Origin of the sequence: Flavobacterium antarcticum DSM 19726 (assembly GCF_000419685.1) — a bacterium.
Taxonomy (GTDB): domain Bacteria; phylum Bacteroidota; class Bacteroidia; order Flavobacteriales; family Flavobacteriaceae; genus Flavobacterium; species Flavobacterium antarcticum.
In genome coordinates this window covers 163,340-185,149 of sequence record NZ_ATTM01000003.1, presented here as the reverse complement: position 1 = coordinate 185,149, position 21,810 = coordinate 163,340, and the positions used below count along the sequence as shown (strand labels likewise).

Genomic DNA, 21,810 nt, shown 5'->3' with positions numbered 1-21,810 from the left:
GATTAATTAATAGCGCTCAAATTGTCCTGCTGAATTTATTTCAGCATCTAATGTGTGCTATTGAGATTCTGAAACAAGTTCAGACCCGAGAGCTTTGCTCGAACTCGCGAAGCAATGACAAGTAAATGTCTTTACACTATAATAATTCACTAAAATCCAACCGCTTTATCATCTCCTCTCGAGTCCGCACCACCTTCGTAACTTCCGTTTGGAAGCACTAAAATTGCGTCAACTTTTCCAATAACTGGGGCTACTTTTTCATCAATGATATATCCTTTTTTGCTTAATTTTAATAATTCTGCGGCGTCGAATTTCTTTGGTTCAAACCAAATTTCATCCGGTAACCATTGGTGGTGAAAACGAGGAGCATTGACCGCTTCCTGCATTGTCATTTTAAATTCTGAGACATTCAGAATTGTTTGTAAAACAGAAGTGATAATCGTGGAACCTCCAGGCGTTCCAACAACCATAAATAACGTTCCATTTTTCTCTACAATTGTTGGCGTCATTGAACTCAACATTCTTTTTTCTGGTTCGATGCTGTTTGCTTCAGAACCGACTAATCCGTACGAATTTGGTTCACCAGCTTTCGCACTGAAATCATCCATTTGATTGTTGAAAAAGAACCCCAATTCCTCCGAATATAATTTGGAACCAAAAGCGCCGTTCAAAGTTGTTGTGACCGAAACTGCATTTCCTTCATTATCTACAATTGAATAATGTGTGGTTTCATTGCTTTCGTACATCTTCACTTCACCCGCATTCATGTCTGCAGATTTTGTAGCTTTCTTAAAGTTGAAACTCTTCATTCGGTCTTTCAAATATTTTTGACTCGTCAATTCCTTTGTTGGAATTTTCACAAAAGCGGGATCTCCCAAATGATGGTTTCGGTCTGCATAAGCTCTTCGTTCCGCTTCTGTCAATACTTGAATGTATTTTTCTGTGTTGTGTTTGTATTTTGCCAAAGGATAAGGTTCTATCATTTTCATGATTTGCAGCAACGTAATTCCTCCACTTGACGGCGGACCCATTGAAATAATTCTTAAATTTTTATAATTAAATGTAACGGGAGTTCGCCATTTTACTTCGTATTTCTCAAGGTCTTCCAAAGTCATAATTCCTCCTCTAGCTTGCAGAAACGAAACCATTTTCTTTGCTGTTTCTCCTTTGTAGAATTCGTCTTTTCCGTTTTTTAATATTTGAGCTAGAGTGTTTGCCAAAGCATTATATTTAATGGAATCACCCACTTTGTAAGTCTTGGTATACGTTGGTAATTCCCCTGAAACTTCGAGTATTTTTGCTTTATTGGCATTCATTTGAGTGATTTGTTTTTGAGTTACAAAGACGCCTCTGTTCGCCAAATCAATCGCAGGTTGGAACAAATCTTTTAGTGGAAGTTTTCCAAATTTTTCATGAACCGCAAACATTCCTGCAATTGTTCCAGGAACGCCAACAGCTAAAGCGCCATCTACACTTAAATCCGGAATTACATTTCCTTTCGCATCTAAATACATGTTTTTGGTAGACTTCATCGGACTTTTTTCTCTGTAATCTAAAGAGCCTATTTCGCCATTACGCATTCGGTAAACCATAAATCCTCCACCTGAAATATTTCCGGCATAAGGAAATGCGACTGCTAAAGCAAGTTCGGTGGCAACCATTGCATCAAAAGCATTTCCGCCTTTTTTGATGACTTCAATTCCAATTTTTGAAGCTTCTTCTCTTGCAGAAACGACCATTGCATTCTTTGAAATTTCACCAACTTGAGCGAAAAATAAATTTGGCACAAGTAAAAAGGAAAGTACGAGATATTTCATGGGTGAAAGTGTTTTGATTTTTTAGATCCAATTTGCAGATAGAAAACGGGATGCGATTACACGTTTTTCTACAATAAAAAAAGGTCAAGACAACAATGTGTCTTGACCAAATTTAATATAAATATTTTTAAGATTTAAAAGGAATATAAAGTGTTGGTAACTTTAATCTGCTTTCGCAATGACTTCAATTCCAACTCCATTCACATTAGGTACATATTCCCCGTTGAAAACATGCTTGATTTTCAAGTTGTAAGTTCCTTTTTCCAATGCTTTATTAGCAAAAACTACTTCCCGAATGTCACAATAATCCCCACCACAATCACCCGTTTCCTTGCCGTCTTTGTCTTTGACGAGAATATTTACTTCCCTTATTTCTTCGGATTTATCGGGATGAATAATTGTTACGGAAATTGGAACGGGATTGATTTGAAAATCGGATAAGTAGGCAAAATGTACATTCACATCATAATTTCGTGCTTCTTGATCTATGGTAAATTCAAATTCTTTTACCTCCGATTTTTGCCATCGATTATCGGGGAATGTTTTGTTCATTTCTTCGTAAACTATGGATTCGTTACAAGATATTGCTACCAAAGCAACCAATAAGAGCGAAAGGAATTTTATTTTCATATTGACTTATTTAACGTGAAAGAAAGAAGTATAACACAGATAAACCCTTTTTATTGTGCGGTTTTGGACGCTGGATTTCGTTAATTTGTAAAGCAAAAACTTTATACATGAAACGCATTCTCCACATTGACGGCAATCATCCGTTGTTAAAAAGCCAATTAGAATTCGCTGGATTTCAAAATGAAGATGATTTTACGTCCACTAAGTTAGAAATTGAGGCTAAAATTTCCAATTATGACGGAATTGTCATTCGGAGTCGGTTTAATATTGACAAGCAATTTATTGACAAAGCGGTGAATTTGAAATTCATTGCAAGAGTAGGAGCTGGCTTGGAAAGTATCGATTGTGACTACGCTTCCGCCAAAGGAATTGCGTTAATTGCAGCGCCAGAAGGAAATAGAAATGCCGTTGGTGAACATGCTTTGGGAATGATTTTAAGTTTATTCAATAATTTAAATCGGGCGAATGCAGAAGTGAAATCGGGTAAATGGTTGCGTGAACCAAATCGCGGACATGAATTGGATGGTAGAACCATTGGAATTATTGGATACGGAAATATGGGAAAAGCGTTTGCAAAGAAATTACGCGGTTTTGATGTGACGGTTTTGTGTTACGATATTTTGCCAAATGTGGGTGATGCTAATGCGAACCAAGTTTCATTAATAGCTTTACAGGAACAAACTGATGTGTTGAGTTTACACATTCCTTGGACTCATGAAACGGATAAAATGGTGAATACGTCTTTTATAAATGCGTTTGCAAAACCATTCTGGTTGATTAACACGGCAAGAGGAAAAAGCGTAGTAACATCTGATTTGGCGAAAGCCTTGAAAGAAAGGAAAATTTTAGGTGCGGGATTAGATGTGTTGGAATACGAGAAACTTTCTTTTGAATCTTTTACGGATTCGCAAATTCCAGAAGCTATGCAATATTTAATTGATGCTGATAATGTGATTTTGAGTCCACATATTGCGGGTTGGACTTTTGAAAGTCATTCGAAATTGGCTCAAACAATTGTAGATAAAATTCTCTTACTTTACGGGGTTGAAAGTAATTCCTAAAAAAATAAAGTTTCAAACGGAGATTTAGTCTGATAATAAGTGGCTGGCATTTTCAAATTGTATATTTTTATAACCTGAATCAAAAAACAAATCAATTATTCATGGAAAACAGTAGACCACAACAAGAGACTTGGAATCAACCGCATCAAGATACTCGACCGCAATATTCGCAAGACAATAAGCGCGTTTTAACAGGTGTTTTAGCAATAATATTGGGATCGCTTGGTGTTCATAAATTTGTTTTAGGTTACAACAACGAAGGATTTATACTTTTAATTCTCACCGTAATTGGATACGCGACCTTATGTATTTTTATAGGTGCATTTGTCCTTACAGCGACCAGTTTGATTGGATTAATTGAAGGCATCGTGTATCTCACAAAATCGGATGCCGAATTTTATGAGCTTTATCAGAAAAATAAACGACCTTGGTTTTAAATAATACTCATTTTTTTCGTTCTATTTACAATCAACAATCGTAAGCGAGAAGGTTTGTTTACTCGAAAAAGTTGACAAAGAAAAAAGAATGCGATTGTAAATTTAGTTCTTTTAAACTGTTTTCTAAAAGAGCGATTTCTTCGTCTGTTACGGATTGGTGTTGCTTTAAAAATTCGATGAAGTGCGATAAATTTTCAAACTTGAAACTAAACGTACTGTTCAGTGAATACTCTGTAATTTTATATTGAAAATGATTCACTTTGGGAAAAGCATTTCGAATAATCTCGTCCAAAACCGGTTTATTATAATCTTCCATAGTATTGTTTTTAGCTAATCTATGCAATATTTTTTAGATGTAAGATCCATTTAAGAATTTTATAACGAGTTGAAATGGTACTGAATTGAGTTTTTGTTTCGGTCAAAAACGGATTGGAGTCGCTGCATCTTTTGATGAAATTTGATTCGATTATTTCGAAAAAAATAGTTTTTAAATTGACTTCGAATGAAATTTGACCACCCAATCTAGAACTAAAAACAAATCCGTATTTTTGCACCCATGAACTGGTTTAAGCAATTATTTAATTCAAAAAAAGAAACAACTGCTGTTGATATGAAGAAATTTCTCATCGTAGGCCTTGGTAATATAGGTGCTGATTACGTGAATACCCGACATAACATTGGGTTCAAGATTTTAGATCATTTGGCTCGAAAAGAAGGAATCGATTTCCAAACCGTTAAACTAGGTGCTTTGGCAGAATATAAATTCAAAGTAAGAACGTATTTACTTCTCAAACCCAATACTTACATGAATCTTTCAGGAAAAGCCATTAAATATTGGATGGATAAAGAGAACATTCCTGTTGAAAACATATTAGTGATCACTGATGATTTGAATTTACCTTTTGGAACCATCCGAATTCGCACAAAGGGAAGTGATGGAGGTCACAATGGACTGAAAAACACCCAGCTTTTATTAAACACTACAGTTTATCCACGCTTCCGATTTGGCATCAGCGACGAGTTTAAAAAAGGCCAACAAGTAGATTATGTTTTAGGTGAATGGGACGAAACAGAAAAAGCCAATTTACCCGAAAGACTAGATGTTGCTGCAGAAATTATTCGGTCATTTGGAACAGCTGGACTTGAACATACGATGACCGGATTCAACGGAAAATAAGTAACCTTTGTGAAAATAATGCGGGTAAAATAAAGACTTTTTTAATTTGGTATTATTTATAATAAAGAACAGCGGGCACAATTACAAAACGAGTACTACAATTACGGTTCAAATTCTCCAAATTATAAAAGTTTGGAACACAAATCGAATTCATTTATTTCATATGAAAAAAACACTACTTATTCAGGCACTTTTCTTTTGTTTTTTTATAGCCAATGGGCAAAATAAAATGACGGTAACATTTAGAGACGGAACGCAAAAAACAGATGTATATTCCATTAGAACAGGAACTTTTTCAAACTCCTCTTCATCAACGAAACTTGTTTCTCGAAATCCTACCGTAAAAATTCCGTTGGAAGATTTTGCAAGTGTATTAGTTTACGACGAGGATAAAGAGTTGCAGTATGTTGTCATTGATGTAAAAACCAATTTCAACGACAGAAAGAGTGAGAAAAAATTGGGATTACTGGTGTATTCTGGATCGAAAATGAGTGTTTATTATGTGGCAGAAACCATTAGTAGTGGCGGGTCATTTGGAGTCTCCTTTAATTCAGATAGTTTTGAAACGTACGTCAAAAAAAACAAGGAAGATATTGCTTATAATATGGGCTACATTTATGGAGCTGGTCCTCGTGGTATTAAGAAACGCGTTCGCGACTACTTTGCAGACTGTCCAGCATTAATAGAAAATGTAGACAACGATACTTTTGAAAAAACTAAAACGATCGAAATGGTCGAGTTTTACGAAAAAAATTGTGGTCTTTAATAAATTTGTATTTCTTGGTATTTTAAAGGATCAGTTGGTTTTGATGAATAACACTGTGTTTCAGCACTACTATAAGCTACTGAATGTTTCTGTTTCAGTTCTAGCACATAATTTTAATCGTATTCTCCTTGCGTAAATCTTCTACCCACGCATTTATCTATTGATTTTTTATGCATCTACTCGCAAAACAGCGGTAAATCGAGTGTGAACAATTCAACAAATTTTTTTAAGTTCCAATAATTTCCCAATTACCAATATAATCTCCTTTCGATAGAGTTGTGGTGAAAGTTGATAATTGTGTGCTTTTAATTCGTTTTGAAAGGGCTAAAACAGTTTTAGCGAATAGTGGTGAACGAAGCAATCGTATTGTTCTCGTAAAACGCTTTAGTTTCTTGTTTAGTATCATATTCTATTACTTCTTATTTGTATTGGAAATTCGTAATAGATTTTCCAGTTGCTTTATAATGAAATAATATAATTTATAAGTAATGATCCAGTTTTTGAATGTTAGATAATTGGATTCGTTTTAGAAGTTCCTGGATCGTATTAAATGATAAAGAAATTAGTTTTTCAAATTTCTATAAAACAAAAAAGACGATCATTTCTGATCGTCTTTCGTTTTGTGCTCCCCCTCTTGGGCTCGAACCAAGGACCCTCTGATTAACAGTCAGATGCTCTAACCAACTGAGCTAAGGAGGAAGGCGTATTGCCTTGTAAAGCGGTGCAAATATAGGGCTAAATTTGGTTTCTGCAAATAATAACCAAACTATTTTTAATTTTTTTTACTTGCCGATTATCGCACGGTAAATATCGTTTCCATTTGCAAAAAGTACAAGCGTGATAAGTAAAACAAAACCAACAACTTGTGCTTTCTCTAAGAATTTGTCAGACGGTTTTTTGCCACTTATAATTTCATACAATAAAAATAAAACATGACCTCCATCTAATGCTGGAATCGGCAAAAGGTTCATTACACCTAGCATAATCGATAACAGAGCGGTGATGCTCCAGAAAGTTTGCCACGACCATTGTTCCGGGAAAATGTCAAAAATGGCTTTAAAACCACCCACACCTTTGTAAGCTCCTGTTTTAGGATTGAAGATCGCTTTTAACTGTCCGCCGTAACTTGAAAGTTGGTCTACACCTTTTTCAATTCCAACTCCAAAAGACTCCGCAAAACTATATTGTTGACGTTGGATTGGGTACAATCCTAATTTTTCTAAATTATTGGCGCCAACTCTTCCTGCATAAATAATTTGCATTTTAGCGCTATCTGTAACGGTAAGTTGAACCGGAATTTCCTTTCCATCACGTTTTACAATTGCAGCAACAGTCTGTCCTTTTAAATTTTCAACTTCTGCTAACACTTCATCTGCATATTTTACAGGCGTTCCGTTAAAATTTACGATGATATCTTTTGCCTGAACCTTTCCAGCATTTACAGAGTTTTCTTCGGGATTGACAACAATAAATGGAATTCGAAGTTCTACAACTGGTGCTTTTTCACCCTGAAACATTTTATCGATAAAATTTACAGGAAAATCAACCGTTTGTTTTATGCCATTTCTTTCAATTTCCACTTTTCGTGCCAAGAATAATTTGGCATTCAAGTCGTGAAATTGCTTTACTTCCTCGCCGTCAACAGCAAGAATTTTATCTCCCGTTTTCAATCCGATTTTCTCTACAACTGGGTTGTTAATCCAAACGCCGTCTTTAACATCGCTGTTATTGATGTATAAATCGCCGTAACCCCAAGCCATTCCAATATAAATAATGAACGCTAAAATAAAATTGACCGTAACACCACCTAACATAATAATTAAACGTTGCCAAGCCGGTTTTGAACGAAATTCCCAAGGTTGTGGAGGTAAAGCCATCGCTTCGGTATCCATACTTTCGTCAATCATACCGGAAATTTTCACGTAACCACCAAGCGGTAGCCAACCAATTCCGTATTCTGTTCCACCAATTTTCTTCTTCAAAAGTGCAAATTTCACATCAAAAAACAAATAAAATTTTTCGACTCTCGTTTTGAATAATTTGGCGGGTATAAAATGTCCTAATTCGTGTAAAACAATTAGTAAAGATAAGCTCAATAAAAATTGAGAAAGCTTAATAAGTAATTCCATTTTTAAATTTAAAATTTCTAAATAACGCACAAAAGTAACGTTTTCTAGTTTATTTCCACACTATTAGTTTTGCAGGTGTTTTAAATGTTTGTTAATAGTTTTACGCTTTAATAAACGTAAATGTTTTTGTTCCCGAAGTGTTAAAAACCTTTAGGTAATAAACGCCGTTTGCAAAACCACTTACATCCCAAGAAGTCGCGGTTGAAGTCGAAATAATCTGACCTAATGTATTGTAAAAAAGCACTTTTTCAATTTTCACATCATTTGGTAGTTGTAATTTCAATAAGGAAGAAGTTGGATTTGGATACAGCCGCATGATAGAGTTCAGTTCCACTTGAATGGTATCTAAAGTGACTTGATTATTTTTTGAAATCAATTGTTTTTCAGGATCAAAAATCGCTGAGGTAACTGTGAAAGGAACACTTTCAATAAAACTTTGATTGTTGTTTATGTTGTTCAAAATAACATCTAATTGCTGACCATTTGCTCCAATCAGACGAAGAGGAACGGGCATTTCAAAAAACGAAACGGATGAATGCGACTGGGTTTGATTCACCGTAATCTTGACTTGGTTGTTTGTTAAATTTGCAACTTGAAATTGGTAACTTGGATATCCTTGTCCGTAAATCCAATCGTCAAAGAATTCTGTCAAACTCAATCCAGAAACTGTTTCTAAATGTGCTTTTAAATCAGATGTTTCGGCATATCCATAAGCCAAATCTGTATCCGCTAAATAGTTTTTTACACCTTGAAAGAAATTGGTATCGCCTAATTTGAATCGAAGCATATGCACCACCATCGCTCCTTTATTATACGTCAATCGACTACTAAAAATCCGGTTAACACTTGAAATTTGGGATTCAGGTACATAAACCGAACCGCCGTTTTGTGAAGTAATATTTGAAATTAATGAATTTTTCCAACTTCGAAATTGATTGTTTCCATCTAAATTTTCAACAACTAAGCCGTACATATAATTGGCAAATCCTTCATTTAACCAGATGTCGTTCCAAGAACCACAAGTAATTTTGTCGCCAAACCATTGGTGTCCCAATTCATGTGCAATTAATTCACGCTCAAAACTTCCCATAAATGAAACCGTCGTGTGTTCCATTCCACCACCCCAACCAAATTGAGCATGGCCGTATTTTTCATCTGCATACGGATAGGTTTCAAATAAGGTTTCAAACAAATTCATAATTGGTAAAGTAACCGCGACGCTGTTTGATGCAGAAGCAAAATTTTCAGGATACAAGTAATTTACAATAGGAAATGTATTTGGAGCTGTTCCTGCTGTTTGTGTGAGAATTTGGTAATTGGTCACGGCAATTGCAACTAAATAAGCCGGAATAGGATAACCGTGTGAAAAATGCGTCGTTTTTGTTCCATCCAAATTAGTGATTTGTGAAAGTTCTAATCCATTTGCGACACTCACATATTGACTTGGAGCTGTAATATAGATATCAATAGAATCCGTTTTATCGTTCATATCTTGTTTACAAGGCCACCAGTCTCTGGCGCCATAAGGTTCAGAAAGTGTATACAAAACAGGAATATTTGCGTGTGTAGAAGTCGTAAAAGCCTGTTCGGTAGTAGATGGAGCTCCTGAGTAAATAATTTCTACAGTTGCTAAAGTGCCTTCTGCTAAAGTGTCTTCTGCTAAAGTGTTTTGTAATGTAATTTGTAGTTGATCGTCTGATTGTGAAAAAGTAAGTGGTACATTGTTTTGCTTCACTGAACTCACAGTCAAGTCATTCGTTAAATCAAAGGTTACAGTCGACATTGAACTCAAAGCTTTAAATGTTGTAGTCACTTTTCCGTTGATGAAATAAACCGCAGGATCTACAGCAAATTCTAACTTCTGATAGGTAATATCGTAATTCAAAGTGTTTGGATTTACGGCAAAATTCATCGTTGCCGACGCTGATTTCATTTCTGCTTCAGCAATTTTATGCAGTAAATCCGGAGTGGTTTGTGCAAAAGTAGTAGTAAAAAATGCCATCAAGGCGAATGCGAATATTTTTTTCATAAAATGTACTGGTTCATTATTTACGCAGCGAAAATCTATCTTTAAATGTCGTCGTATTTTTATCTCCTGAAAAATAAAAGTCAAATATAATATTATGGCACTAGATTTCAACGCAATATCGAAACTTTTAACGGCTCGATCTTTCGATTTTTGTGTCTTTGAATCTTTAAGTCTTTCTATCTTTAGGTCGTTGCATTGTCAAATTATCTAATTATATTTGCGTTCGTATAAAAAATCAAGATATGTTACAGATCGCATTTATTAGAGAAAATCAAGCAAAAGTAATTCAGGCTTTGGCCAAAAGAAATATGGATGCAACCAGTACGGTTGAAGAAGTGGTGGCGCTAGACGAAAACCGTCGCGCAACACAAGTGGAATTGGATAATACCTTGGCGGAATCTAATAAATTGTCCAAAGAAATTGGAGATTTGATGAAATCAGGAGAGAAATCTAAAGCTGAAATTCTAAAATTAAAAACGGTTTCTTTGAAAGAAAAAAGCAAGGATTTAGGCGAAAAAGCAGATGCTTTAGCTGAAGAATTGTTGCAAAAACTTTACACGTTACCAAATCTCCCTTGCGATTTAGTTCCAGAAGGAAAAACGCCTGAAGATAACGTAACTGCTTTTCAAGAAGGAGAAATTCCAAAATTGCATGAAAATGCGCAACCTCATTGGGATTTGGTGAAAAAATACGACATCATTGATTTCGAATTGGGAAATAAGATTACAGGTGCAGGTTTCCCAGTTTACAAAGGCAAAGGAGCCAAATTGCAACGTGCATTAATTAATTATTTCTTAGATAAAAACACGGCTGCAGGTTACAATGAAGTGCAAGTTCCGCATTTAGTGAATGAAGCTTCAGGTTACGGAACAGGACAATTACCAGACAAAGAAGGACAAATGTATCATTCAACTGTTGATGATTTATACTTGATTCCAACTGCTGAAGTTCCAGTAACAAACATGTACCGGGATGTGATTTTAAACGAAAGTGATTTGCCAATTTTAAACACCGCTTACACGCCATGTTTTCGCCGTGAAGCAGGTTCTTATGGCGCTCACGTTCGTGGTTTGAATCGTTTGCACCAATTTGACAAAGTAGAAATCGTACGCATCGAACATCCAGATAATTCGTATAAAGCTTTAGACGGAATGGTAGAACACGTGAAAGGTATTTTGCAAGAATTAAAATTACCGTATCGAATTTTACGTCTTTGTGGCGGCGATATGGGTTTCACATCTTCGTTGACATATGATTTTGAAGTGTATTCAACTGCTCAAGAACGCTGGTTGGAAATCAGTTCCGTTTCTAACTTCGAAACGTTTCAAGCAAACCGATTAAAATTGCGTTACCGTGATGAAAATGGGAAAACACAATTGGCACATACTTTAAACGGAAGTTCATTAGCATTGCCAAGAGTTTTAGCGGGAATTTTAGAAAATTATCAAACGCCAGAAGGAATTGTGATTCCTGAAGTATTGAGAAAATATACGGGATTTGATATTATAGATTAATACTAGAGTTTCTAATTATTAATTTTTAATTCAATAATTTTTAGCTCACAATCCCGAACATTCGGGAGCAAAGCCGCAAAGCACAATTTGTTTTCTTTGCGTCTTGGCGCCTTTGCGAGACATTTATCGTAACAAATTAAAGTGAACTTTCAACTGAAACCGTCTTCAAATTTTAACGTAACTTTTGCCCTATAAAATTTTAAAAAGTACTACTTTTCAACAAATAGTACTTTTTTTGCTTTTTACCACTTATGAGAAATTTTTTCGCCACACTTTTATTGTTACTGACGTTTTCGGCTTTCGCCCAAAACGAACAATTAGCAGCGAATTATTTTGAAAAAGGTGATTTCGAAAAAGCCTTGGTTTCTTACGAAGAGTTACTCGCTAAACAACCTGGAAATTCTAATTATTTTCAGCGAACAGTCGATTGCTACCAAGAATTATCGCAGTTTGATAAAGCACAAACTTTAATCCAGCAACGATTAGATAAATACAAACAACCGAATCTCTTAATTGAATTAGGTTACAATTATCAATTGCAAAAAGACGAAAAAAATGCGTCGAAACTTTTTGAGCAAGCAATTGAAAAGATAAACGAAAATCCATCGCATGTTTATGCACTTGCTGCTAATTTCGAAAAGAAATCAATGTTAGATTATGCTTTGAAAGCCTATAATTTAGCGTTGACTTTGGAACCAAAGTTTAGCTTTAATCAGCAAATGGCGGTTTTGTATGGCCAACAAGGAAAAGTAGATTTGATGATTGAAAAGTTTTTAGAAGAAGGCGAACAACGTCCACAATCTACGATTTACATTCAGAATTATTTGTCAAGATTTATGACAGATGAAAGTGAAACTTCTTTTCCAGATAGTTTACGAAAAGCCTTGATTTTAAAAACTCAAAAAAGTCAAGATATTTACTGGAACCAATTTTTGAGTTGGTTTTTTGTCCAACAAAAAGAATATGGAAAAGCATTTATTCAAGAAAAAGCAATTTATAAAAGAGAACCCGAATCATTTTCAAACATCGTTGGTTTAGCCGAATTAGTCATTGAAGAGGACCAGGACGAAGACGCCGTAAACATTATTAATTTCGTTTTAGAAAACACGCAGAATCTAGATTTGCAGATATTTTCGAATACATTTTTACTGCGAAATCGAATCGAGAAATCAACTCCAAAAGAATATCCAGCAATCAAAACCGATTTAGAACTTGCACTGAAAAAATTTGGTGTAAGCCCATTCACCATTTCATTACAAGAATTGCAAGCGGAGTTTTTTGCTTTCAATTTAAATGAACCAGAAAACGGAAAAGAAGTGTTGAAAAATGCTTTAAAATTTCAACTGAACGAATACCAGAAGGCTGAATTAAAAATGCAATTGGCCGATATTTTGCTTTTGCAAGAGCAATACAATCAAGCGTTGATTTACTATTCACAAATTGAAGACGATTTAAAAAACGACCAAATTGGACACGAAGCAAGTTTGAAAGTTGCCAAAACAAGTTATTTTCAAGGTGATTTTCAGTGGGCTCAAAGTCAGTTTAAAATACTAAAATCAGCATCGACACAATTGATTGCAAATGATGCGATGGAATATTTTCTACTTATAAACGACAACACCGTTGCCGATTCTACTCAAGTCGCATTGAAGAAATTTGCGCGAGGAGATTACTTGATGTACCAGAATAAAAACGATTTGGCATTAGCCCAATTTGCAAAAATTTTAACCGAACACAAAGGAGACGAAATTGAAGCCGTAACTTTGTTGCGAATGGGAAAAATCAACGAGAAATTAGGCAATTATAACGAGGCTTTGCGTTTATACAAAAATATTATTGACGCACATTCGGATGGAATTTACGTGGACGAAGCGTTATTCTTCTCTGCAGAAATTTATGACGAGAAGTTGAAACAACCCGAATTGGCAAAACCATTGTACGAAAAAATGATTTTCAACCATCAAGATAGTATCTACTTTATTGAAGCCCGAAGAAAATTCCGCGAAATCCGAGGAGACAATAATTTATAAATTCCTAAATCCTAATTCTTAAATCTAAATTCACAAATCAAATGATTATATATAATGTAACTGTAAATATCCACGAAAGTGTTCACGACCAATGGATGAAGTGGATGCAGGAGAAACACATCGGCGACGTATTAGCTACTGGAAAATTCTCCACAGCACGAATGGTTAAAGTTTTGGTAGAAGAAGATATGGGTGGAATTACGTATTCGATTCAATATGTGACGGATTCAAAGGAAACTTTGGAACGCTATTATCAAGAAGACGCTCCGAGATTAAGGGATGAAGGACACGGACTTTTTGGCGACAAAATGTTGGCATTTCGAACTGAATTAGAATTTATTTCAGAACATTAAAAAAATAAAATTCACCAAAACGAATTAGACTTTTAGAAATTTTCAATCTGTGCTAATTAGTGAAATCTGTGTGAAATTTTAAACAGACAAAATGGAAAAAGTAAAAGCAAAAAAACACCTCGGACAACACTTTCTTAAAGATGAAGAAGTTGCCAAAAATATAGCCGACACGTTGTTGTTAAAAGGCTACGAAGATATTTTGGAAATTGGTCCAGGAATGGGTGTTTTGACTAAATATTTACTCGAAAAACCTGTAACAACTTATGTGGTCGAAATTGACAATGAATCTGTCGAATATTTGGAAGCACATTATCCAAAATTACATGGAAAAATCATTGCAAAAGATTTCTTGCGTTACGATATCAACGAAGTTTTTGAAGGAAAGCAGTTTGCTATTATTGGTAACTTTCCCTACAATATTTCGACGCAAATTGTGTTTAAAGCATTAGAATTAAGAAATCAGATTCCTGAGTTTTCAGGTATGTTTCAAAAGGAAGTTGCACAACGAATTTGTGAGAAAAAGGGAACAAAAGCGTACGGAATTCTTTCGGTTTTAGTTCAAGCTTTTTATACCGCCGAATATTTATTCACGGTGGACGAACATGTATTTATTCCGCCACCAAAAGTGAAATCAGGTGTTTTGCGATTGACAAGAAAGGAAGACTTCTCGTTGCCTTGTAGCGAAAAGATGTTTTTTAGAGTCGTTAAAACAGGATTTCAACAAAGAAGAAAAACGTTGCGTAATAGTTTGAAATCCATGGAGCTTTCAGATGAATTGCGTCAAGATAAAATTTTTGATCTTCGTCCGGAACAATTGAGTGTCGAAGATTTTATCAGTATTACCCAAAAAATAGAAGCCGATGCAGTTTAAAGTTAGTAAGGAATTTTTAAGTGAAGTAAATGAGTTAATCGCGAGCAAAAATGACCACCAGTTGGAAATTTTGTTAAATGATTTACACCACGCTGATATTGCCGAAATTCTGGATGAACTTGATTTTGACGATGCCACTCATATTTTTAAAATCTTGGACAGTGAGAAAACCGCCGAGATTTTATTAGAATTAGATGAAGATTTAAGGGAGAATATCCTTTCTCGACTTTCGTCCAAAGAAATTGCGGAAGAGCTTGATGAGTTAGAAACCAATGATGCCGCGGATATTATTGCCGAACTTTCTCAACAAATTAAAGAGGAAGTAATCAGCGAACTTCAAGACGTTGAACACGCCAAAGACATTGTGGATTTGTTGCGTTACGACGAAGATACCGCTGGTGGAATTATGCATAAAGAGTTGGTTAAAGTCAACGAAAATTGGAATGTTTTGACCTGCGTCAAAGAAATGCGCATTCAAGCTGAAAATATTTCTCGCGTACATTCAATCTATGTGGTTGATGATGAAGACCGATTAAAAGGCCGCCTTTCTTTAAAAGATTTGTTGACCACTTCTACAAAAACACCGATTAAAGATATTTATATTCGGAAATTAAATTTTGCAAAGGTCGACGATGAAGATGTGGAAGTGGCAAGAACGATGCAAAAATATGATTTGGAAGCCATTCCCGTCGTAGATGAATTAGGACGGTTAGTGGGACGAATTACAATCGATGATATTATAGACGTCATAAAAGACGAAGCCGACAAAGATTACCAGTTGGCGGCGGGTATTTCGCAGGATGTTGAAGCGGATGATAGTATTTTAGAACTCACCCGAGCGCGATTGCCTTGGTTGGTTTTAGCGCTTTTAGGTGGATTTGTAACCGTAAGTGTTTTAGGACTTTTTGAAGGAGCAATGAAAGAACACGGAAAATTATTCTTCTTTACTCCTTTAATTGCAGCAATGGCGGGGAATGTTGGCGTTCAGTCGTCTGCAATTATCGTGCAAGGTTTGGCCAATAATACATTGAGCGGTTCAATATTTAGACGCTTGGTTAAAGAAATTTCCTTAAGTTTATTTAATGGTGCAATTCTAGCAACTATCTTATTTATTGGCGGGCATTTTCTTTTGGATTTACAGTACATAGAAGGAATGATTGTGTCAGTATCATTAGTTTCTGTAATTATTATTGCCTCTTTAATCGGTACATTTATTCCGTTATTATTGGATAAATTTGGTATCGATCCGGCACTTGCCACAGGACCATTTATCACTACAAGTAATGATATTTGCGGAATTTTGATTTATTTCTCTATTGCGAAAGCCGTACTTGGATTTTAAAGTGTTATTTTCGAGGGAATTGGTTTAACGTTTGTTTAAATTATTTATATTTACGTGAAGTAAGGAATTTTAAAATTTTAAAATTCCTCATTTTTATAATGAATTCCAACTCCAAGCCTCGAATATGAAGACCAAACATGCTATTTACTGTTTATTTTTTTTGCTGCTCATTCAATCTTGTTCCAAGAAATCGGCAGCAGATTTCAACTCAAATTTCACTTCCTATAAACCTTACATCACTAACTTTTCAGGCGGATTAGTTTCCGCTCAATCTGATGTGAGAGTGGTTTTGGCTTTCGCCAATGAAGAGTGGAAGAAAGACCAAGTTTTAGACAACAATCTTTTTAGTATTTCCCCTTCAGTGGATGGAAAAGTGGTAGCACTTTCTTCGAGTACCGTTGCGTTCGTTCCTACAAAAAAATTGAAGTCAGATACCGAATATCAAGTCACACTTCATTTATCCAAACTTATAAAAACGCCAAAAGAATTAGATGATTTTAATTTCACGGTGAAGACGATTAAGCAAGACTTCATTGTTGACACAGATGATGTGCAATCGTATTCTCCAGTTTACCAATATTTGAATGCCAATGTAAAAACGGCAGATAAAATGGATTTCGAAACGGCTACGAAGTTAATTACTGCGGAACAAAATGGTAAGAAGTTAAACCTTAAGTTTGAAAAAACGAGCGGTGTTTCATCTGAATTCAAGTTTATCATCGACAGTTTGCAGCGTTACGACTCGGATACTAACCTAAAAATAAGCTACAACGGAAATTCTTTTGACATTGATCAAAAAGGCACGATTGATTATTCCGTTAAAGGGAAAAATAATTTCACCGTAGTTGAAGCATCAGTTTTGCACAATACAGAAGGAACATTATTGCTTAATTTTTCTGACCCGTTATCAAAAGACCAAGATTTTGACGGATTAATTGCTATTGATGGTGCTCGAAATTTAAAATACGCAGTTCAAGGAAATCTACTAAAAGTATTTTTTGACTCATCCTTAAAAGGCGAATTATTGGTGGAAGTTTTTCAAGGAATTGAAAATGAGTATGGCGCAAAGATGAAAGAAACGTATCGTGAAAAAGTACTTTTCGACCAATTGAAACCAAACGTTCGTTTTTTGAAAAACGGAATTATTTTGCCAAGTTCGAACAACTTAAAATTGAACTTCGAAACGGTAAATTTAAAAGCAGTAGATGTAAAAGTCTATAAAATTTACACGAATACAATTCTACAATTTCTTCAGGAAAACGAATTAAACGGAGCTAGAAATCTTAAAAAAGTTTCGCAACCGGTTGCCAAGAAAACCATTAATTTAAAGCAAAATAATTTATTCGACACGAGTAAATGGAATACGTACGCATTGGATTTGTCAACCTTGATAACTCCTGACCCGGGAGCGATGTACCGAGTTGAAATTTCGTTTAAAAGAAGTTATTCACTTTACAATTGTTCAAGCGCTGAAAAAATTGCTGATGAAGATGAGGTGGAAGAAATAGACGAGAAAGACGTGAATTATAGTAATTCTGGGGATTATTACTACGACGATTACTATGATGGATATTACGATTACGATTGGCGTCAAAGTCAAGACCCTTGTTCAGAATCTTACTTTTACAATGCAGTTGTAGGTACAAATATATTGGCTTCTGATTTAGGAGTTATTGCAAAAAGAGGCGAAAATAAATCGTATTTCTTCGCAGTAAATAATATTGTAAATACGGATCCAGTTTCAGCAGCTACAATTGATTTGTATAATTACCAACAACAGAAATTGACTTCTCTGACGACAAATTCAGACGGTATTGCGGAAGTGCAATTAGATACCTACGCTTATTTTGCAATTGTAACGAGAGGCAAGAATACGACTTACGTCAAATTAGACGATGGAACTTCACTATCAGTAAGTAATTTCGATGTTTCAGGTGAAGTTTTGCAAAAGGGTTTGAAAGGATATATTTATGGCGAAAGAGGTGTTTGGCGTCCAGGCGATCCAATTTTTCTATCTTTTATTTTAGACGATACTGCAAATCCACTTCCTGCAAATCACCCAATTCAATTGCGGATTTCCGATCCAAGAGGAAAAGTTGCTTATCAAACCGTTTCAAAAACGAATAAAAACAATCATTATTTATTCAAATTTTCTACTAATGAAGAATCGCCAACAGGAAATTGGGAAGCGAGAATTAGTGTTGGTGGTGCTAAATTCTACAAAAGTCTAAAAGTAGAAACCATTAAGCCGAATCGTTTAAAAATCAAGAATAGTTTTCAAAAAGAAGTGTTGTCTTCTCGTGGTGCAAACACAAATAATTTGCAAGTAAACTGGTTGCACGGTGCGGTGGCAAAAAATTTAAAAGTAGAGGTACAAGCTAAATTTTCGCAACAAGTTACTACGTTTAAAAATTATACGAAATATGATTTTGACGATGAAGTTCGGAAGTTCAGTAGTGAAGAAATAAATTTATTTTCCGGAAGATTAAATGAAAACGGACAAGCAACCATTTCGATAGAACCGAAATTAACTGCTCAAGCACCAGGATTCTTGAAAGCAGCATTCATCACGAAAGTATATGAAGAAGGCGGCGATGTAAGTACCGATGTTTTTGCAACGACTTATTCACCGTACGAAACGTATGTGGGAATAAAATCGCCTGAACCTAATAAATATGGAATGCTTGAAACCGGAAAGAACAACCGATTTGAAATCCAAACAGTAGATGAAAATGGAAGTCCAAAATCAGTTAGCAATCTTGAAGTTCGCGTTTACAAAGTAGAATGGAGATGGTGGTGGGACGCTTCTGACGATAACTTGTCTAGTTTCAGTTCGTCTGACGCTACAACTTCTTACAAAAGTTTTACTGTTTCAACCAATTCTGCTGGAAAAGGAAGTTTTGAATTTGAAGTTCCTGAAAATGATTGGGGACGTTATTTGATTCGTGTTTCCAACGGTTCAAGCGGACATGCGACTGCTCAAACAGTTTTGATTGATTGGCCTTATTGGTCTGGGAAAACTAAAGATGGAAATGCTTCGAGCGCGAATATGTTGGTTTTTGCAACCGATAAAAAGAAATATAATGTAGGCGAAAAAGCGATGATTTCATTTCCTTCAAGTGAAGGTGGACGTGCATTAATTTCAATAGAAAACGGAACGAAAGTTTTAAAAACAATTTGGGTTGACACCAAAAAAGGAGAAACGAAAGCAGAAATTCCTTTGACAAAAGATATGGCGCCAAATGTGTATTTCAACGTCACACTTTTGCAACCGCACGCTACGACTAAAAATGATTCGCCTATCCGAATGTACGGAATCACAGCGATTGAAGTGTTAGACCCAAATAGCAAGTTGGAACCGGTGATTAAAATGCCAAATGTTTTGAAACCTGAAGAAAAATTTACGGTGAATGTTTCGGAGAAAAATGGTCAACCAATGACCTACACAATTGCGGTTGTGGATGAAGGATTACTTGATTTAACAAGATTTAAAACGCCAAATGCTTGGGATAGTTTCTATGCAAGAGCAGCTTTAGGTGTAAAAACTTGGGACGTTTACGACGATATTATTGGTGCTTATGGCGGAAAAGTGAATCAGATATTCGCAATTGGAGGTGACCAAAGTATGATTGGCGGTCAAGCCAAAAAAGCAAATAGATTCAAGCCCGTGGTTTTATATTACGGTCCGTTTGTATTGGACAAAGGAAAAGCTACGACACATACGTTGCAACTTCCAAAATATGTGGGCTCGGTTCGAACAATGGTTGTTGCCGCTTCAGCTTCAAAAAGCGCTTATGGTGCGGCCGAAAAAACATCAGCGGTTCGAAGTCCGTTAATGGTTTTGGCTTCATTGCCAAGAAAGATTTCTCCCGGAGAAAGAGTGCGATTACCCGTAACTGTTTTTACAACAGAAGCAAAAATCAAGAATGTTGCGGTGTCTTTGAAAATGACAAAAGGATTAAGAGTAGTTGGTTCGCCAACGCAAAATATTTCATTTACATCTCCAGACGAAAAAATGGCTTATTTTGACATTGAAGTTGGAGAAAGTACTGGAATTGCCAAAATTGAAGTTGCTGTAAGTTCTGGAACTGAAAAAGCTTCTTATGCAGTGGAAATTGATGTCATTAATCCAAATCCGGTTACCAATGATTATCAAGATTATGTAATTGAACCAAATAGTACCAAGAAAATTGATTGGAGCACTTTTGGAACTGCCGGAAGCAATTTGGCAAAATTGGAGATTTCTTCAATGCCAACAATCGACATCAACCGAAGATTACAGTTTCTAATACAATATCCACACGGATGTTTGGAACAGACGACTTCTGGTGTTTTTCCACAGCTTTATTTAGCAGATATTGTGGACATGACTTCAACGCAGAAAGCAAATACACAGAAAAATGTTACGGCTGGAATTACAAGAATTTCGAATTTACAAGCTTCAAATGGCGGATTTATGTATTGGCCTGGAGCCCGAACTACGGATGATTGGAGTACTTCTTATGCAGGACATTTCTTAATTGAAGCAGAGAAAAAAGGCTATGTTTTACCTGTAAATGTGAAAAGCAAGTGGTTGAGTTTCCAAAAAAGTGAAGCTCGAAAATGGCGTTTCATTCCGCAATACGGAAATGATTTGGCGCAAGCCTATCGTTTATATACGTTGGCTTTAGCAGGTTCAGCCGATTTAGCATCGATGAATAGATTGAGAGAAACCGTGGATATTTCGAACGAAGCGAAATTAAGATTAGCTGCAGCTTATGTTTTGAGTGGGCAAAAATCAACTGGAAAAACACTTTTAGCACAAAGCACAATTGCTGAAACTGCCGACCGTTATTCGTATTACTATTACGGTTCTGAAGATAGAAACCGTGCGATGGCGTTAGAAACCTTAATTTTATTAGGCGAGAAACAGAAAGCATTTAGATTAGCAAATCTTTTAGCGAAACAAATTTCAAGCGAACAATGGATGAGCACGCAAACTACGGCTTACTCACTTTATGCGATGAGTTTATTTGCGAAAAGCAATGGCGAATCTGGCATTGGTGTAGAAGTTTCTGGAACGCCGTTGAAAGAAAGTATTTCATCCTCTAAATCAATTGTAAGTAGAAGCTTAACGGTAAGAACGGGCGGAAACGCAGTAACCATTAAAAACACAAAAGGAAATACAATTTATGTTCGCTTACTGAATACTGGTATTTTGCCTGTCGGTCAAGAGAAAACAATCCAAAGCGACGTTTCTTCTTATATTTCTTATAAAGACAGAAAAGGCAATCTGATTTCAGTTGAAAGTATCAAACAAGGAACCGAATTTGTCGCTACGATTACCATTCGAAACGAACGAAATGAATCGGTTGAAAATGTAGCTTTGACGCAAATTATTCCTTCTGGATTTGAAATTGTCAACACAAGATATACAGATTACGGTTCGTCAACGGACAATCGAGCGGATTATATTGATATAAGAGACGACCGTGCGAATTATTATTTTGGGTTGAAAGCTTCGGAAAGTAAAACGTTTACATTGTTGCTGAACGCTTCGTATTTGGGTAAATATTATATGCCGGGAATTCAATGTGAAGCGATGTATGATGCGACATTCATCAATCGAACGAAAGGATATTGGATAGAAGTTTTACCTTAATTTGAAAAATAAT

15 protein-coding genes and 1 tRNA gene are annotated in these 21,810 nt (G+C 35.6%); 10 read left to right on the top strand and 6 right to left on the bottom strand.

Annotated features, from left to right (window positions below):
- Nucleotides 1-149 precede the first annotated feature (149 nt).
- Nucleotides 150-1,817, bottom strand: a complete 1,668-nt coding sequence (gene ggt, locus YWA_RS0106105; protein ID WP_022827613.1) for a gamma-glutamyltransferase — start codon at nt 1,815-1,817, stop codon at nt 150-152.
- Between the two features lie 162 nt (nt 1,818-1,979).
- On the bottom strand, nt 1,980-2,447 hold the full coding sequence (locus YWA_RS0106100) for a gliding motility lipoprotein GldH family protein (protein ID WP_022827612.1): 468 nt from the start codon (nt 2,445-2,447) through the stop codon (nt 1,980-1,982).
- A 107-nt stretch (nt 2,448-2,554) separates the two neighbouring features.
- Here YWA_RS0106100 and YWA_RS0106095 point away from each other — a divergent pair, with 107 nt between their 5' ends.
- Nucleotides 2,555-3,508 (top strand): 2-hydroxyacid dehydrogenase, encoded by a 954-nt coding sequence (locus YWA_RS0106095; protein ID WP_022827611.1) that lies wholly within the window; start codon nt 2,555-2,557, stop codon nt 3,506-3,508.
- Nucleotides 3,509-3,609: 101 nt separating this feature from the next.
- Nucleotides 3,610-3,945 (top strand): TM2 domain-containing protein, encoded by a 336-nt coding sequence (locus YWA_RS0106090; RefSeq protein WP_022827610.1) that lies wholly within the window; start codon nt 3,610-3,612, stop codon nt 3,943-3,945.
- 58 nt (nt 3,946-4,003) lie between these two features.
- Here the strand turns inward: YWA_RS0106090 and YWA_RS0106085 are convergent, their stop codons facing one another.
- The gene (locus tag YWA_RS0106085) at nt 4,004-4,261 is read right to left on the bottom strand and encodes a hypothetical protein (protein ID WP_022827609.1); all 258 of its coding nucleotides are present in this window, start codon (nt 4,259-4,261) and stop codon (nt 4,004-4,006) included.
- Nucleotides 4,262-4,555: 294 nt separating this feature from the next.
- On the opposite strand from YWA_RS0106085, the gene pth reads away from it, so the two are divergent.
- On the top strand, nt 4,556-5,122 hold the full coding sequence (gene pth, locus YWA_RS0106075) for an aminoacyl-tRNA hydrolase (protein ID WP_245557702.1): 567 nt from the start codon (nt 4,556-4,558) through the stop codon (nt 5,120-5,122).
- A gap of 229 nt (nt 5,123-5,351) precedes the next feature.
- Nucleotides 5,352-5,888, top strand: a complete 537-nt coding sequence (locus YWA_RS0106070; protein WP_157505309.1) for a hypothetical protein — start codon at nt 5,352-5,354, stop codon at nt 5,886-5,888.
- A gap of 625 nt (nt 5,889-6,513) precedes the next feature.
- On the opposite strand, the gene YWA_RS0106065 is transcribed toward YWA_RS0106070, so the two are convergent.
- The 3 genes from YWA_RS0106065 to YWA_RS0106055 form a co-directional block, all read right to left on the bottom strand.
- A tRNA-Asn gene (locus YWA_RS0106065) sits at nt 6,514-6,587 on the bottom strand.
- 83 nt (nt 6,588-6,670) lie between these two features.
- A complete protein-coding gene (gene rseP, locus YWA_RS0106060; protein ID WP_022827605.1) occupies nt 6,671-8,017 on the bottom strand; it encodes an RIP metalloprotease RseP in 1,347 nt (448 codons plus the stop codon).
- Between the two features lie 100 nt (nt 8,018-8,117).
- Nucleotides 8,118-10,046: a M1 family aminopeptidase gene (locus YWA_RS0106055; RefSeq protein WP_022827604.1), complete on the bottom strand. Its 1,929-nt coding sequence runs from the start codon at nt 10,044-10,046 to the stop codon at nt 8,118-8,120.
- 242 nt (nt 10,047-10,288) lie between these two features.
- Between YWA_RS0106055 and serS the strand changes: the two genes are divergently transcribed.
- From serS to YWA_RS0106025, 6 genes are all read left to right on the top strand, one after another.
- On the top strand, nt 10,289-11,560 hold the full coding sequence (gene serS / locus YWA_RS0106050; protein ID WP_022827603.1) for a serine--tRNA ligase: 1,272 nt from the start codon (nt 10,289-10,291) through the stop codon (nt 11,558-11,560).
- A gap of 251 nt (nt 11,561-11,811) precedes the next feature.
- Nucleotides 11,812-13,590 carry a tetratricopeptide repeat protein gene (locus YWA_RS0106045; RefSeq protein ID WP_022827602.1) on the top strand — a complete coding sequence of 593 codons (1,779 nt, stop codon included), beginning with the start codon at nt 11,812-11,814 and terminating at the stop codon, nt 13,588-13,590.
- A gap of 41 nt (nt 13,591-13,631) precedes the next feature.
- Nucleotides 13,632-13,943, top strand: a complete 312-nt coding sequence (locus tag YWA_RS0106040) for a DUF4286 family protein (protein WP_022827601.1) — start codon at nt 13,632-13,634, stop codon at nt 13,941-13,943.
- 91 nt (nt 13,944-14,034) lie between these two features.
- Nucleotides 14,035-14,814 carry a 16S rRNA (adenine(1518)-N(6)/adenine(1519)-N(6))-dimethyltransferase RsmA gene (rsmA, locus tag YWA_RS0106035; RefSeq protein ID WP_022827600.1) on the top strand — a complete coding sequence of 260 codons (780 nt, stop codon included), beginning with the start codon at nt 14,035-14,037 and terminating at the stop codon, nt 14,812-14,814.
- A complete protein-coding gene (gene mgtE / locus YWA_RS0106030) occupies nt 14,804-16,156 on the top strand; it encodes a magnesium transporter (RefSeq protein WP_022827599.1) in 1,353 nt (450 codons plus the stop codon). The genes rsmA and mgtE overlap by 11 nt, the downstream gene beginning before the upstream one ends.
- Before the next feature lie 124 nt (nt 16,157-16,280).
- A complete protein-coding gene (locus YWA_RS0106025) occupies nt 16,281-21,797 on the top strand; it encodes an alpha-2-macroglobulin family protein (protein WP_022827598.1) in 5,517 nt (1,838 codons plus the stop codon).
- The last annotated feature ends 13 nt before the right edge of the window (nt 21,798-21,810 follow it).

What these genes read in the sequence shown, in the direction of transcription:
- YWA_RS0106025 (WP_022827598.1), top strand. Translation starts at nt 16,281, where the DNA reads ATGAAGACCAAACATGCTATTTACTGTTTATTTTTTTTGCTGCTCATT.
- rseP (WP_022827605.1), bottom strand. Translation starts at nt 8,017, where the DNA reads ATGGAATTACTTATTAAGCTTTCTCAATTTTTATTGAGCTTATCTTTA.
- YWA_RS0106085 (WP_022827609.1), bottom strand. Translation starts at nt 4,261, where the DNA reads ATGGAAGATTATAATAAACCGGTTTTGGACGAGATTATTCGAAATGCT.
- rsmA (WP_022827600.1), top strand. Translation starts at nt 14,035, where the DNA reads ATGGAAAAAGTAAAAGCAAAAAAACACCTCGGACAACACTTTCTTAAA.
- YWA_RS0106090 (WP_022827610.1), top strand. Translation starts at nt 3,610, where the DNA reads ATGGAAAACAGTAGACCACAACAAGAGACTTGGAATCAACCGCATCAA.
- YWA_RS0106070 (WP_157505309.1), top strand. Translation starts at nt 5,352, where the DNA reads ATGACGGTAACATTTAGAGACGGAACGCAAAAAACAGATGTATATTCC.
- pth (WP_245557702.1), top strand. Translation starts at nt 4,556, where the DNA reads ATGAAGAAATTTCTCATCGTAGGCCTTGGTAATATAGGTGCTGATTAC.
- ggt (WP_022827613.1), bottom strand. Translation starts at nt 1,817, where the DNA reads ATGAAATATCTCGTACTTTCCTTTTTACTTGTGCCAAATTTATTTTTC.
- YWA_RS0106045 (WP_022827602.1), top strand. Translation starts at nt 11,812, where the DNA reads ATGAGAAATTTTTTCGCCACACTTTTATTGTTACTGACGTTTTCGGCT.
- YWA_RS0106040 (WP_022827601.1), top strand. Translation starts at nt 13,632, where the DNA reads ATGATTATATATAATGTAACTGTAAATATCCACGAAAGTGTTCACGAC.
- YWA_RS0106095 (WP_022827611.1), top strand. Translation starts at nt 2,555, where the DNA reads ATGAAACGCATTCTCCACATTGACGGCAATCATCCGTTGTTAAAAAGC.
- YWA_RS0106055 (WP_022827604.1), bottom strand. Translation starts at nt 10,046, where the DNA reads ATGAAAAAAATATTCGCATTCGCCTTGATGGCATTTTTTACTACTACT.
- mgtE (WP_022827599.1), top strand. Translation starts at nt 14,804, where the DNA reads ATGCAGTTTAAAGTTAGTAAGGAATTTTTAAGTGAAGTAAATGAGTTA.
- serS (WP_022827603.1), top strand. Translation starts at nt 10,289, where the DNA reads ATGTTACAGATCGCATTTATTAGAGAAAATCAAGCAAAAGTAATTCAG.
- YWA_RS0106100 (WP_022827612.1), bottom strand. Translation starts at nt 2,447, where the DNA reads ATGAAAATAAAATTCCTTTCGCTCTTATTGGTTGCTTTGGTAGCAATA.